Raw genomic sequence first — 13,434 nt, 5'->3', positions numbered from 1 at the left:
CTCGTTCGGTCCCCCAGTCCATAATCCATCATTTCTCCCCATACACACTCACATAAAGAGGAGTGTCCATTTGTTGAATAGTTCAACTGAGCCTAATTTGGGTACAGACTTTTAAGAGCTTCTCTAGCTTTCCACTCCACATTTAAAGACGACCTATGAGTAGGGAGTAGGATATAAAGAGTAGGGGAAAGACTAACGACTCATGACTAATCGCTAATGACTCCAGAAGAAAAACAAATAGAAGCTTTATTACAACAAAAAATCGGTTTAAAAAAAGATAGCATTAATGCTAGACAAATCACCAACGCTTTAGAAAACCGCCGGTTAGCCTGTGATTTGCCAGATTTAAAAAGTTATGTGCAATTTCTAGAAACCTCTTCTCAAGAATGGTGGGAACTGATTGACCAAATTGTTGTCCCGGAAACTTGGTTTTTTCGCCATCGGGAAGCTTTTAAATTTTTGCACAAATATGTCAAAACTGAGTGGTTAAAGCCAAAGTGCAGAACTCGTTCGGCCCCCCAGCCTGTCTCAATTTTAAGAGTCTTGAGTCTGCCTTGTTCTACAGGAGAAGAACCCTACTCTATCGCCATCACCTTGTTAGAAGCAGGATTAACCTCTAACCAGTTTCAAATTGATGCGCTTGATATCAGTCATAGAGCCTTAGAAAAAGCTAAAAAAGCGGTTTATGGAGAAAACTCTTTTCGAGAAGACCTCACTCTCCCCAAAAATCATTATTTTCATCAAATTCAAGAAAGCTATCAATTGTCTGAGCTAGTTCGAGAAACGGTTCAATTTAAAGAAGGCAACCTTTTAGGTCCTCACTTACCGGTTCACAAGCCTTATCAGATCATTTTTTGTCGTCATTTATTGATTTATTTAGATGTTTCGGCTCGTTCTCGTGCTATAGATAGGTTAGACCAGTTATTAGTTCCTCGCGGTTTTCTCTTTGTCGGATCTCCGGAAATTGCTTTGCTGCCTTCTCCCCGATTTCAAGTTATTGATTATCCTTATGCTTTTGTCTATCAAAAAAATGAAAAAAGAGCCAAACACAAAAACCCAAAACCGGAAAAATCTATTATTCAGAAAAAAATTCGCCCTAGCAACCCAACTGAGCTTACTTCTCTAGCTCAAGCACAAACACATCTTAAAAAAGGGCAAACAATTTCTCCTTTATCTCTTGCTAACCATCCACAATCCCCCCCTAAAAATCCACTCGCTCAAGCCAGAGATTTAGCTGATTCAGGAGCCTTAGAACAAGCGGCATCGTTATGTCGAGCCTATCTGAATCAAACCCCTAGTGACCCTCAAGCCTATCTATTACTAGGTCAAATTTATCAAGCATTAGGCTCAGAAATTGAAGCTGAACAATATTTTCAGAAAGTGGTTTATCTAGACCCCAATTGCGAGGAAGCTTTAATACACCTTGCCCTTCTTAAAGAATCTCGAGGCGACTTGAGTGGCGCAACTTTAATCAGACAACGTATTCAACGACTGTTTAAATTAAGAGACAACCCATTATGAAAAGCCAACTTTGGAAATCTATAGAATCAAAATTAATCAGCATCCTTCTCTTGTCTGCTGTGATTATGGTTATCGGTGCTGGCATTACCGTGCAAGGGATGTCTAAAGTGGTTAATCTATCGCAAAAATCCGCCGAACAGGCTCAAGAACAAAAAGATAGAACCGTTAATCAGGTTGTTCTTCTGTTTATCGTCGGAATTATGGTTGATCTCGCTTTGGGAGTTTGGATTACTCGTAAGATCGCCAAATCTTTAATTAAGGCTGTCAAAATCGCTGAAGAAGTTTCTGCCGGTAATTTAACCACTCAAGTAGAAGTCACTTCTAATGATGAAATTGGGCAATTATTAATTTCCCTGAAAACCATGACCGAAAATCTTAATTCTCTCATTTCTAAAGTTCAGCATTCCGGGATTCAAATCACCAGTTCAACGACAGAAATGGCGGCCTCGAGAAGACAATTAGAAGCCACTTTAACTGAACAAATTGCCTCCACCAATGAAGTGACCGCAACGGCTCAAGATATTTCTAATACTTCTGAAGAATTAGTCCACACTATGGAACAAGTGGCCGACTTAGCTCAAAGTACAGCCCAAGCGGCTTCTCAAAGTCAAAATGATTTAGTGCAAATGGAAAAAAGTATGCGTCAGTTGTTGGATGCCACCACTTCTATCTCTTCAAAATTAGGAAATATGAGTGAGAAAGCTCATAATATTAATAGTGTGGTATTAACCATTACTAAGGTAGCCGATCAAACCAATTTACTTTCTTTAAATGCCGCCATAGAAGCTGAAAAAGCCGGAGAATATGGAGCCGGATTTGCGGTGGTTGCTCGAGAAATTCGACGACTCGCCGATCAAACTGCTGTGGCCACTTTAGAGATAGAACAAATGGTTAAAGAAATGCAAACAGCCGTTTCTAATGGAGTAATGGAGATGGATAAATTTAATAAAGAAGTGAGAAATAGTGTAGAAGATGTCGGAAATATTAGCCGCCAAATCGCTCAAGTGATTGAACAAGTTCAGCGTATTACCCCTCAGTTTGAATTAGTCAGTAAAAGTATGGAAGAACAATCTCTTCAAGCTCGTCATATTCGCGAATCAATGGAACAATTAAGTGAAGGATCAGAACAAACTGGTTATTCTCTCCATGAGACAAATATTGTTTTAGAAAGATTAAATGAAGCTGCCCAAATTTTACAAGCCGAAATCTCTGTGTTTAAAGTTAAAAATTAAACCCCTTTACAAATTGCACCTTTTATACTAAGCTACCGTCAAGCTTAAAGTACACCCTGTGAAAACACAGTTTTTCGATGATTTAATTTAACCTCCATGCACATAATTGACTATTTGATTGTTGCTTTATATTTAATTTTTGTTATTGTCTTAGGCATTATTTTTGAACGCAAAGCGGCTAAAGGATTAGATGCTTATTTTTTAGGAGATCGCAGTATTCCTTGGTGGGCCTTGGGAGCATCAGGAATGGCTGGCAATGTGGATATGGCCGGTACGATGGTTATTTCTGCCCTCATTTATGCCCTAGGAACGAAAGGATTTTTTATCGAAATTCGAGGGGGAATTGTTTTAATTATGGCCTTTTTGATGACCTTTACGGGTAAGTGGAATCGAAGGGCTATTGTAATGACTGAGGCGGAATGGATGAAGTTTCGTTTTGGCCAAGGAACTCAGGGAAAAGTTGCTAGACTTCTCAGTGCTATCGCTAATTTACTGTTTTCTGTTGGGGCAATGAGTTACTTTTCTGTCGCGGGAGGAAAGTTTCTCGGACAATTTTTAGGCATGGATGATAGACTCGCTTCTATTCTTTTAATTTTACTGGCTTTATCTTATACCGTTGTTAGTGGATTTTATGGGGTAGTTTGGACAGATGTTTTTCAAGGTTTTTTGATATTAGTGGCTGTTATCTATGTTTCTATTGTGGCTTTACAAACTGTAAATTTACCGGAAAGTTTTTCAGTATCAATTGCGGGAACTCAAACTTTAAAAACTTGGAATTTACAAGAGTGGAGTAGTATTGTTCCCTCTTGGAAAGTAGATTTACCGGGAGATTATTCTATTTTTAATCTTTTCGGTGGAGTGGTATTTTTCTATATGGTAAAAACCATTATCGAAGGATGTAGCGGCAGTGGAGGATATATCGTACAACGGTTTTTAGCGGCTAAAACTGATCGAGATGCCGGATTACTATCTTTATTTTGGATTCTTTTATTAGCTTTTCGTTGGCCGTTAGTCACTGCTTTTGCTGTTTTGGGGATTCATTATGGAGTCACCCAAAAAATGATTACCGATCCAGAACTCATTTTACCAGTTGTTATTGAACATTATGTACCGGTTGGATTTAAAGGTCTTTTAATTGCCGCTTTTCTCGCCGCCGCTATGTCCACCTTTTCCTCAATTATTAATGCAAGTGCGGCTTACTGGACTAATGATATTTATCAAGCTTATTTGCGGCCTCAAGCCAGAGAAAGAGAACTGGTTTTTCAAAGTCGTTTATCATCAGCCCTAATTGTTATTATCGGTTTATTATTAAGCTTTAATGCTACCAATATTAACCAGATTTGGGGTTGGCTAACTACAGGTTTAGGAGTCGGATTAGCTGTTCCTTTATTGTTGAGGTGGTATTGGTGGCGGTTTAATGGTTATGGGTTTGCCATTGGTACAGCCGCAGGAATGATTGCCGCTATCCTCACTCAATTGGTTATTCTTCCGATTTACAATTATCCTCAATATCAAGAATATCTGCTTTTTTTAGTTCCTAGTATTTGCTCATTAGCGGGGTGTATCATGGGAACCTTATTGACTTCTCCCACTGAACCGGATGTCCTTCAGAATTTTTATAATATTACTCGTCCCTTTGGCATTTGGGGGGAGTTTAGCAAAACCCTAAAACCGAATACTCAAGCCAAAATTAAAGCCGAAAATTTACGAGATATTTGGGGAACTTGTTTAGCCGTTCCTTGGCAGTTGACTTTATTTTTAATGGGAATTATGCTCATCATGAAACAGTGGGATAATTTAAAAGTTTTATCTCTCACTTTTCTGTTATTGTCTATTGGTTTATATTTCACTTGGTTTAGATATCTTTCTAAGGAAGTTAAAGTGGAATCTCTCCAAACAGTTAATAGTGATGAGTTATAGTTTTTAAGAAATGGCAACAGGTAAGGGTTTAAGTTTTATTTAAATGCGTTGCTCCTTCCTGTGCCCACCAGACTAACAGAGGTTATGGCAACCCTAATTGAGCATTAACTGCCAAAACAGCCCCAAAAATCCCAACATTAAAACCAGGTGAGGAATATTTTTTGACCAAGGGCGCTGAGTAATTTTCAATAACGGAAAAACGCTAAAAGGAACAAAAGTCAGTAAAACAATTCCCACTAAAAAATTAGAAACATCTGTACTAAAAACTAAACTCGGTAAACCCACTCCACTAAAACCAAAACTTCTAGCCATGACTGGCAAAAACTGTCCTGACTCTTGAATTATTGTCGGGATATAATAAACCAAATTAGCCACCAAAGTCAGAGGCAAATAAGCATAAACCACCGTTAAAAAATCGGGCATTTCTGGATCAATCCAAACGCTGAGACGATGGGTTAAATAAATGGCGATAGCCGGCAAACTCAATAAACCTAAAACGCTCGGCAAAGCTAACAACAAATGCTCAGAATCTAACGGCAAATCTCCCCAACCGAACCAACCGAGAAAAACTCGAGAGTGGTGCATCAAAACACCCCCTAAAAGCAATAATAACAAAGCCGCTTCTGCCCAAAATCCCTGATTATTTTCCCATAAATCCACAGCCGGAAAACGTAAATTAAGCTGAACAGAACGATTAGGACAGGTTTTTAAACAACTCATACATAACACACAATCTCGATTATCTTGTAATTGCGCTGGAATAGAATATACAGGACAACCCTGACTCGCTTGTCCTTCATTAGCAAAAGCTTCAGGAAAAGAGGCCGGCACAGCACCATTAGCCTTTTGACAGCTTTTTGCACTGCATAAATTCCCACAAATATGTTCTATTGAACGCAATTCCAGCACAGAGAGTTTAGCAAACATTCCATTCATGCCGCCAATGGGACAAAGATAACGACACCAAAGACGACGCTCATAAATCAGGCTAAATCCCACCGCACCGGCTGTAATAATCAACAGTAACCAAGCAGAAAGATAGGCCCTATGGGGCAAATTCCAAAGCTTTTCCCATAAATAAATCAATACAAATCCCGCCCAAAGTAGCCAAGCACCCCAACGATTGAGCCATTTTTTCGGCCAGGGTTTGAGACGATAATGAAATAGCCGCCAAGAAATTTTTCTGAGCCATTCCCCTGTAATCATAAAAGGGCAAACACTACACCAAAGACGACCAACCAGGGGAAACAGTAATAGATAAAACGGCCACCACCAAGCCCAAAATAAATTTAAAGTCAAGCTATTTTCTCGCTCTTGTGGCCCAACTAACCCCAAAATAACCACAGGAATAAAAACCGCCATCATCAACAGCCAGAAAGGTTGCACCCACCATTGACTGAGGAAAAAACGACGTAAAATAGGTATTTGATTGAGTAAATCGATTCTGAAAGTATTTTTCGGGGACTGTACTGACCATAAAACTTGTTCAGGAATGACAGTTTGCTCTTTTTGAGTCATAATGACAGCCCGCTTGAGAATGATTTCTAATTCCCCTAAATTCTCTGAATAGTTATAACTCATTAAACGCCGCAGGCCTGCTTGACTAAGGCTTAACAGGGAACGCCCCCTTTCTTGACAATATTTTTTGAGAAAATAGTCGGCAAATTCTACCAAGTCTTTTTTCCGTTGTGCTAAACAAAAAAGCTTGATTTGGTGTATATTGAACTTTCCCGCAGAGAGGGGTTTAGCACTAGCAAGAACAAAGCGGATAGAAGGAGAAACTTGTTCACTGGTAATCGCTTCTAATAGCCGCACTTGGTCAGCTTCCGGTAACAGATGTACGTTATCAAATAAAACTGTACCTCGGCCTAAATGCTGGTTGAGATGTTCAATAATCCATAAAATATCAAGCTTTAGTGATTCGGCTCGATTTTGTAATAAGTTGCTGAGGTTAAATTCAATAAATAATCCTTTTTGTATGGCCGAATGAGCATGAATAAATCCAGCTATAAAAGTTTTGCCGCTCCCGGGGGGGCCTTGTAAAAGAATTGGCTTTAAATCTGTCAAGGCTTCTTGCACTTGAGCCGCTAATTTTTGACTGATTTTACTATTGCCTAAAAGAGTTTCGTGAACCGGGATCGGTTTTATATAGGGATGTAGGTCCTCTAAATAAGGGCAACTAGGAGCAAGAACGATTTCTTGAACAAACTGTTCAGACAAAGAAGATCGGTTTTGAGAATTCTTAATATTCTTCTGTGTAGGGTTAGTTAACTGGCTTTGATTAATATGACCATTCATTGTTTTTGATCCCTCCGAACCGGCGCACGAGTTTAGCTAAAGGAAGTTTTTCCCTTTTCAATAGAACCATTAGGAAAAGGCTCTACCCATATTAGGGATTTTTTAGAGGTATAAAAAAATACTATCTACTGGCTTATTAAGGATTTTTTCAACATTTAAAAGTCGGCCGATACCTACCTCTATTAAAACATCTCTCCTGACTAAGGGTTCCCAAATTTTAAAGAAAAATAACAGTTAAGCCTTGGCTATAAGCTAATTTAATCAATATTACCCCTTTTTTGAGGGAAGCAAGGAGCGTGGTAAGTTAATACAGGGATCTGGTTCTCACCAAGGAATCAGCGTGACTATAACACTTAAGATAGAGGGAATTCAGCCCTAAAGCCGGGTTTTTAATCAATCTTTCGAGAGAAGAGAAGACTGATCAATTTTTTTACAATTTATATAATAACGATAAAAAAATTAACTTTTACGCAAAAATATTATGGCTCTCTATAAACTCAGAGATTTTATTCCCGACTATCAAGAATATTTTGATCACGACGACATATTAAAATACGATCTTTACGTCGGAAATGATAAAGTAGGTTCAATAGACGACCTGTTAGTCGATGATAAAGGACAATTTCGCTATTTTTTAATTAATACAGGAATTTGGCTATTTGGCAAAAAAGTTTTACTCCCTGTAGGATTAGCTCGTATTGATTATATTGAACATCGGGTTCATGCAGACACTCTCAGCAAAGAACAGGTAGAAAATTTACCCGAATATAGCGAAGATATGACGGTTGATTTTGAGCATGAAGAGGGAGTGAGAAAAGTTTACCGCTCTGGGCGACGAGAAAAAACGCCTGCTGGTTTAGGTGTTGGTTATGGGGGAGCAGATAGTGCCCCTTCAACTCCTAATACTACCCCTAGCGTAGATCTCAGTGCCGGTTATGATGGCTATGATAAAGATTCTTATGATTACAATCTAGATCGAGATTTATACGATCTTAGCGAACAAAATCATGCAAAATTACTTTCTTCTCAAGAGCGACTGCGTCTGCGTCGTCAAAACCGTTAAACCTTTCACCGTTTGATCTCTTGATAATCATCTTCTCTTTGCTCTTGTTGTGTTCGCACAATCGTTTGTAAAGAACCAATCACAAATCCTAAAGTAGCACCGGTGGCAATGATAACGGGTTTTCTCTCTGGGCGTTGAGCGATAACCGATACCGCTAACCCTAGCATCGTTCCCACCAGTGCTGTGATAATTCCTGAAAAAATTATGGCTTTAATATTCATGCTATTCCCCTTAAGCGACTTCTAGAACGGCATTGTGGTGCTTAGTTTTATTATTTCAAAATTTCTGAGAAAGCGGCTTAAATGCTCAAATTTTGTTGCATTTTTACACAAATAAGAAAGAGTAGACGAGCAATAAAATTGTGACCACAAACAGAATATGATTCATCCAATCATCGAAAGTCCAATTTTTAAACACGGTTTTTGTGCCTGTAAAGGTTAAATCTCTTTGTTTTGCTATATTAAAAGCTTTTGCCCAAAATTGCAACAGCTTGCCCCTTTAGTCCGGCGAGTATGTCAAAATAGCGGCTCAACATCAGGTTAAAATAAACAAAACTTAATCAGGTTACTCAAAACCTCAAAAAACAAACCGATGATTTTAATTTGGCTGTGTTTAGCAAGTATATTAGGCTGGTTTGTGAGTACCTTAGCCGGCGGGGGCAGTTCTTTAATTTTAATCCCCCTCGTGGGGATGATGTTAGGAACAGCCGCTATTCCCCCTGTGATTACCATTGGATGTATATTTGGCAATGGTGAACGCAGTTTGGCTTATCGAGACAGGATTAATTGGCAAGTGATTCGTTGGGAGTTACCCGGGGCGTTAATCGGTTCAATTTTAGGTGTATTTACTTTAACAACCCTTAAGCTAGAATGGTTAACCATCTTAATTGCTATTTTTTTAATTTTTTCAGGGATAAATTACATTTTTAAAAAAGAAACAGCATCTTTTAAGGTAAAGGCTTGGTATTTTTTCCCTGCGGGCTTTGTTTTTGCCTTTATATCGGGAATTTTAGGGGGGACAGGTCCGTTATTAGCTCCTTTTTATATTAATTATGGCTTGAAAAAAGAAGAACTCCTGGCAACTCAAGCCATGACTCGGACGGTTATTCATATTGTCAAAGTCATTGCTTATGGCGTTTTTGGACTTTTAGAGCTACCCTATTTTAGCTATGGTGTTCTCTTGGGCCTTGCGGCTTTTCCGGGCAATTGGTTAGGCCATCTGGTTTTACAAAAAATTAGTGAGCGGCGCTTTCGTCAATTGGTCATCTCTTTTATCATTTTTAGTGGCCTGTTGCTCCTGTGGCAACAACGGAAAATTCTGTCAGATTATCAATATTTTTAAGCGATTTTGGCGACAACTTTTCAACAGGGTGCTTTATGGTTGACCCTAAATGCGATAATCTATCAGATACTCCTTTAATAAAAATTTTAGAATGTCGAAGAAAAACTTATTCACTCAAGTTTTATTGGCCTTGTTTGCGTTTGTGGTAGTGGTCGCTTGTAGTCAAACCAATACACCGACTACCACCACATCCAATACTCAAAACAGTCCGGCCTCAACTTCTGAAGCTATCCCCATTGGTATTGCTGTAGCACAAACCAGCAATGTTTCTTTACTGGGTCAGGAACAAGTTGTCGGAGCAAAAATTGCCGAACAATTTTTTAATCAAAAGGGTGGAGTCAACGGCAAACCGATTAAATTAATCTTTCAAGATACGGCAGGAGATGAGCAAGGAACTATCAATGCTTTTAATACTTTAATCACCCAAAATCAAGTAGTAGGAATTGTCGGGCCGACTCTTTCTCAACAAGCTTTTGCGGCTGACCCCATTGCTGAAAGAGCAGGAGTTCCTGTACTTGGGCCTTCTAATACGGCTAAAGGAATTCCTCAGATTGGTAATTATATTGCGCGTGTTTCTGCACCGGTAGCTGTTGTTGCGCCTAATGCCGTAGAAGAAGCCCTAAAAATTAATCCTAAAATTAAAAAAGTAGCAGTTTTCTTTGCTCAAAATGATGCCTTTAGCAAATCGGAAACAGAAACTTTTCAAAAAACGATTAAAGATCAAAATTTAGAATTAGTTACTGTTCAAAAATTTCAAACCACTGATACGGATTTTCAAACTCAGGCCACCAATGCCATGAACCTTGCTCCTGATTTGATAATTATATCGGGACTAGCCGCCGATGGAGGCAACTTAATTAAACAATTGCGCGAGTTAGGTTACAAAGGCTTAATTATTGGTGGGAATGGCTTAAATACATCTAATATGTTCCCTGTCTGTCAAAAACTTTGTGATGGGGTTTTAATCGCTCAAGCTTATAGCCCTGAGTTAGACAATGAAATTAATAAAGCTTTTCGGCAAGCTTACCTAGCTCAAAATAAAAAAGAACCTCCTCAATTTAGCGCCCAAGCTTTTAGCGGGGTTCAAGTTTTTGTCGAAGCTCTGACGGCTTTAGATAAAAAAACCCCTATTAAGAGTTTATCTTTAGCGGATTTACGCTCTAAATTGAATCAAGAAATTTTAGCGGGAACTTATGAAACCCCTCTCGGAAAAATTGCTTTTGATCCCGAAGGAGAAATTAAACAAGAACAGTTTTTTGTGGCACAAATAAAAGTTGAACCCGATGGTAAAAATACTAAATTTAATTTTTTAAAATAAATTTATGGACTTTAATATCTTTCTACAACAGTTTTTAAATGGCCTATCCGTAGGAAGTGTTTACGCTATTTTTGCGTTAGGCTATACCCTAGTTTTTTCTATTCTAGGAATTATTAATTTTGCTCACGGAGCAATTTTTACTCTAGGGGCTTATTTCGTTTATTTTCTCATCGGCGGAGCATCCGGCTTTAATGGTTGGCTGAGTAATGCTCAATTACCTTTTTCTTTTCCTTTTGCTATTGCTTTACTGCTAGGTAGTGTTTTAGCCGGCTTGGTGGCAATAATAGTAGAAAGATTGGCATTTAAACCCCTAAGAGAGCGAGGAGCAGATTCTTTATTAACCCTGGTTTCCAGCTTAGGAGCGGCAGTTTTTATTGTCAATTTAATTCAATTATTAGTCGGAGCAGAAATCTATACTTTTCCCGATAATATTTACGGCAATTTACCGGTAGCAATCAATTTGGGAACAGTGGAAAAACCCGTGATGGTGCGTACTGTTCAAATTATTATTTTTCTTGTATCTGCTTTAACTTTAGCGGTCTTAACCTATTTAATTAATTCTACCAAAATCGGCAAGGCTTTACAAGCAGTGGCCGAAGATACCACCACAGCCAGCTTATTAGGAATTAATCCCGAAAAGTATATTGTATTTACTTTCTTTTTGAGTGGTTTTTTGGGAGGAATGGCCGGTACCTTAGTGGGTTCTAGTGTTAGTATTGCTGGTCCTTATTTTGGGATTACCTTTGGACTGAAAGGTTTAGGGGTAATTGTTTTGGGCGGCTTAGGCAATATCCCAGGTGCAGTCATTGGAGGGTTAATTATCGGTCTAGCGGAATCATTTGTTCCGACAGATTATTCGGGCTATCGTGAGGCCATTTCTTTTGCTCTATTATTTATTATGCTATTGGTTAGACCTCAAGGACTATTGGGACGTAAACGCATCCAAAAAGTTTAATTAGTCATTAGTCATTAGTCATTGGTCATTAGTCATTAGTCATTAGTTATTATCAATTATCAATTAAAATGTCTAATTTCTTTACTACCTATGGTTTTTTAATAGTCTCCATGATTTTAGGAGCGATTTTAGGACTTTCAGTCTATTTACCCTTAATGTCCGGTCAGCTATCTTTAGCAAGTCCAGGTTTTTATGCTTTGGGTGGTTATATTGCGGCTATTCTTTCTACTCAAGTATTTAAATATACGGGTGATTTATTTCCTTTACCTTTTTTAGGTTTAGAACTGCTTCTAACTACCGTAATTTCTGCTGTGTTGGCAATTCTTTTAGGAATTCCTGTTCTACGTCTGAGAGGAATTTATTTAGCCATTGCCACCATCGCTTTTGTCGAAATTTTGCGTATTTTGGCCTTAAATTTAGACATCACCGGAGCCGCAGTGGGAATTTTTGCTATTCCTCAACCCTTTCACTCTCAAATAGAATATCTTTGGTTAGCTATTCCTTTATTAATTTTAAGCATGATTTTTCTTTATCGCTTAGAACAAATTCGTGTAGGTCGAGCTTTAAGAGCCATTCGAGAAGATGAATTAGCCAGTGGTGCGATGGGAATTGATCAAACTTATTATAAAGTTCTCTCCTTTACATTAGGCGCGATTTTAGCAGGATTAGTTGGCGTAATTAGCGCTCACTTTCTCAATACTTGGAATGCTCGTCAGGGAACTTTTGATGCTAGTATTATCTTCTTAGCTTTTGTGCTAATTGGCGGCTCAAAAACTTTTGTCGGCCCTGTTATTGGCGGCATGATTTTAACGGCTTTACCGGAAGTGCTTCGCGCTATGGCAGGAACTTCTGGGTTACCGCTCCCTTTAGCCAATTTTCTGCGGGATGGTCGGTTAATTATTTTTGGTTTTTTAATTGTTATTGGTAGTATATTCTACCCTCAAGGGATTATTACACCAGAGTTATTAAAGCGCATAAGATGGAAAAAATCAGTCTAATGGACTCGTCAACCCCTAAAGAGTTAAGCACTATATTAGAGGTAAAAAATGTTACCCGACGCTTTGGCGGCTTGGTGGCAGTCAATGCGGTTTCTTTTACTGTGGAAGAACAGGAAATTTTTGGCTTAATTGGCCCCAATGGCGCAGGCAAAACCACTCTGTTTAATATTATTACTGGGTTACTGCCGCCTAGCCAAGGTGAGCTAATTTATCAGGGAGAAAGTATTACTAAATGTAAAGCTTATCAAATTGCCAGCCAAGGAATAGCGAGAACGTTTCAAAATCTCCGCTTATTTGGGAATTTATCGGTGTTAGAAAATGTAGCGATTGCTCATCATATTCATTATAAAACCAATTTATTAAAAAGCCTTTTTGGTCTGCCGCCAACTCGGTTAGAGGAAGAAGAAACTTATAATAAATCGAAAGAATTATTATCATTGATGGGGCTAATTGATAAACAAGAACAACTGGCCAGAAATTTGGCTTATGGTGATCAGCGACGGTTAGAAATTGCCCGCGCTTTAGCGTTAAAACCGAAAATTTTGTTATTAGATGAACCGGCAGCCGGTATGAACCCATCCGAAAAACTCGCCTTGAGTGATTTAATTCGGCAGATTCGCTCAGATTTTAATTTAACGGTCATATTAATTGAGCATCATGTGCCTTTAGTAATGGGATTATGTGATCGGATTGCGGTCTTAGATTTTGGTCAGTTAATTGCTTTAGGTCAACCGGAAATTGTTAAGAATGATCCCGCCGTGATAGAAGCTTATTTAGGAGATGAATAA

General features: G+C 38.6%; 11 protein-coding genes. 9 read left to right on the top strand and 2 right to left on the bottom strand.

Annotated elements, in window-relative coordinates:
* Positions 1–216: 216 nt before the first annotated feature.
* From CYAN7822_RS03165 to CYAN7822_RS03155, 3 genes are all read left to right on the top strand, one after another.
* A complete protein-coding gene (locus CYAN7822_RS03165; RefSeq protein WP_013320797.1) occupies positions 217–1,521 on the top strand; it encodes a CheR family methyltransferase in 1,305 nt (434 codons plus the stop codon).
* Entirely contained in the window at positions 1,518–2,753 is a 1,236-nt protein-coding gene (locus CYAN7822_RS03160) for a methyl-accepting chemotaxis protein (protein ID WP_013320796.1), read from the top strand. The genes CYAN7822_RS03165 and CYAN7822_RS03160 overlap by 4 nt, the downstream gene beginning before the upstream one ends.
* Positions 2,754–2,849: 96 nt before the next feature.
* A complete protein-coding gene (locus tag CYAN7822_RS03155; protein WP_013320795.1) occupies positions 2,850–4,673 on the top strand; it encodes a sodium:solute symporter family transporter in 1,824 nt (607 codons plus the stop codon).
* Between the two features lie 93 nt (positions 4,674–4,766).
* Here CYAN7822_RS03155 and CYAN7822_RS03150 read toward each other — a convergent pair whose 3' ends face one another.
* Positions 4,767–6,971, bottom strand: a complete 2,205-nt coding sequence (locus tag CYAN7822_RS03150; RefSeq protein WP_013320794.1) for an AAA-type ATPase lid domain-containing protein — start codon at positions 6,969–6,971, stop codon at positions 4,767–4,769.
* Positions 6,972–7,452: 481 nt separating this feature from the next.
* Here CYAN7822_RS03150 and CYAN7822_RS03145 point away from each other — a divergent pair, with 481 nt between their 5' ends.
* Positions 7,453–8,034: a PRC-barrel domain-containing protein gene (locus tag CYAN7822_RS03145; protein WP_013320793.1), complete on the top strand. Its 582-nt coding sequence runs from the start codon at positions 7,453–7,455 to the stop codon at positions 8,032–8,034.
* A gap of 5 nt (positions 8,035–8,039) precedes the next feature.
* Here CYAN7822_RS03145 and CYAN7822_RS03140 read toward each other — a convergent pair whose 3' ends face one another.
* Entirely contained in the window at positions 8,040–8,255 is a 216-nt protein-coding gene (locus CYAN7822_RS03140) for a hypothetical protein (RefSeq protein ID WP_013320792.1), read from the bottom strand.
* A 370-nt stretch (positions 8,256–8,625) separates the two neighbouring features.
* Between CYAN7822_RS03140 and CYAN7822_RS03135 the strand changes: the two genes are divergently transcribed.
* From CYAN7822_RS03135 to CYAN7822_RS03115, 5 genes are all read left to right on the top strand, one after another.
* Positions 8,626–9,375, top strand: a complete 750-nt coding sequence (locus CYAN7822_RS03135; RefSeq protein ID WP_013320791.1) for a sulfite exporter TauE/SafE family protein — start codon at positions 8,626–8,628, stop codon at positions 9,373–9,375.
* A 91-nt stretch (positions 9,376–9,466) separates the two neighbouring features.
* Positions 9,467–10,693, top strand: coding sequence for an ABC transporter substrate-binding protein (locus tag CYAN7822_RS03130; RefSeq protein WP_013320790.1), 1,227 nt, complete (start codon positions 9,467–9,469; stop codon positions 10,691–10,693).
* A gap of 4 nt (positions 10,694–10,697) precedes the next feature.
* Positions 10,698–11,648 carry a branched-chain amino acid ABC transporter permease gene (locus CYAN7822_RS03125; protein ID WP_013320789.1) on the top strand — a complete coding sequence of 317 codons (951 nt, stop codon included), beginning with the start codon at positions 10,698–10,700 and terminating at the stop codon, positions 11,646–11,648.
* A gap of 68 nt (positions 11,649–11,716) precedes the next feature.
* A complete protein-coding gene (locus CYAN7822_RS03120) occupies positions 11,717–12,646 on the top strand; it encodes a branched-chain amino acid ABC transporter permease (protein ID WP_013320788.1) in 930 nt (309 codons plus the stop codon).
* Positions 12,646–13,434 (top strand): ABC transporter ATP-binding protein, encoded by a 789-nt coding sequence (locus CYAN7822_RS03115; RefSeq protein ID WP_013320787.1) that lies wholly within the window; start codon positions 12,646–12,648, stop codon positions 13,432–13,434. Before CYAN7822_RS03120 ends, CYAN7822_RS03115 begins: the two co-directional genes overlap by 1 nt.

Origin of the sequence: Gloeothece verrucosa PCC 7822, assembly GCF_000147335.1 — a bacterium.
GTDB classification, from domain to species: domain Bacteria; phylum Cyanobacteriota; class Cyanobacteriia; order Cyanobacteriales; family Microcystaceae; genus Gloeothece; species Gloeothece verrucosa.
Note: the sequence above shows the minus strand (reverse complement) of the source record. Positions and strands in the feature narration are given on the sequence as shown.

Excerpts from the sequence above, each read along its gene's own strand:
- CYAN7822_RS03165 (WP_013320797.1), top strand. The coding sequence starts at position 217 with ATGACTCCAGAAGAAAAACAAATAGAAGCTTTATTACAACAAAAAATC.
- CYAN7822_RS03160 (WP_013320796.1), top strand. The coding sequence starts at position 1,518 with ATGAAAAGCCAACTTTGGAAATCTATAGAATCAAAATTAATCAGCATC.
- CYAN7822_RS03155 (WP_013320795.1), top strand. The coding sequence starts at position 2,850 with ATGCACATAATTGACTATTTGATTGTTGCTTTATATTTAATTTTTGTT.
- CYAN7822_RS03150 (WP_013320794.1), bottom strand. The coding sequence starts at position 6,971 with ATGAATGGTCATATTAATCAAAGCCAGTTAACTAACCCTACACAGAAG.
- CYAN7822_RS03145 (WP_013320793.1), top strand. The coding sequence starts at position 7,453 with ATGGCTCTCTATAAACTCAGAGATTTTATTCCCGACTATCAAGAATAT.
- CYAN7822_RS03140 (WP_013320792.1), bottom strand. The coding sequence starts at position 8,255 with ATGAATATTAAAGCCATAATTTTTTCAGGAATTATCACAGCACTGGTG.
- CYAN7822_RS03135 (WP_013320791.1), top strand. The coding sequence starts at position 8,626 with ATGATTTTAATTTGGCTGTGTTTAGCAAGTATATTAGGCTGGTTTGTG.
- CYAN7822_RS03130 (WP_013320790.1), top strand. The coding sequence starts at position 9,467 with ATGTCGAAGAAAAACTTATTCACTCAAGTTTTATTGGCCTTGTTTGCG.
- CYAN7822_RS03125 (WP_013320789.1), top strand. The coding sequence starts at position 10,698 with ATGGACTTTAATATCTTTCTACAACAGTTTTTAAATGGCCTATCCGTA.
- CYAN7822_RS03120 (WP_013320788.1), top strand. The coding sequence starts at position 11,717 with ATGTCTAATTTCTTTACTACCTATGGTTTTTTAATAGTCTCCATGATT.
- CYAN7822_RS03115 (WP_013320787.1), top strand. The coding sequence starts at position 12,646 with ATGGACTCGTCAACCCCTAAAGAGTTAAGCACTATATTAGAGGTAAAA.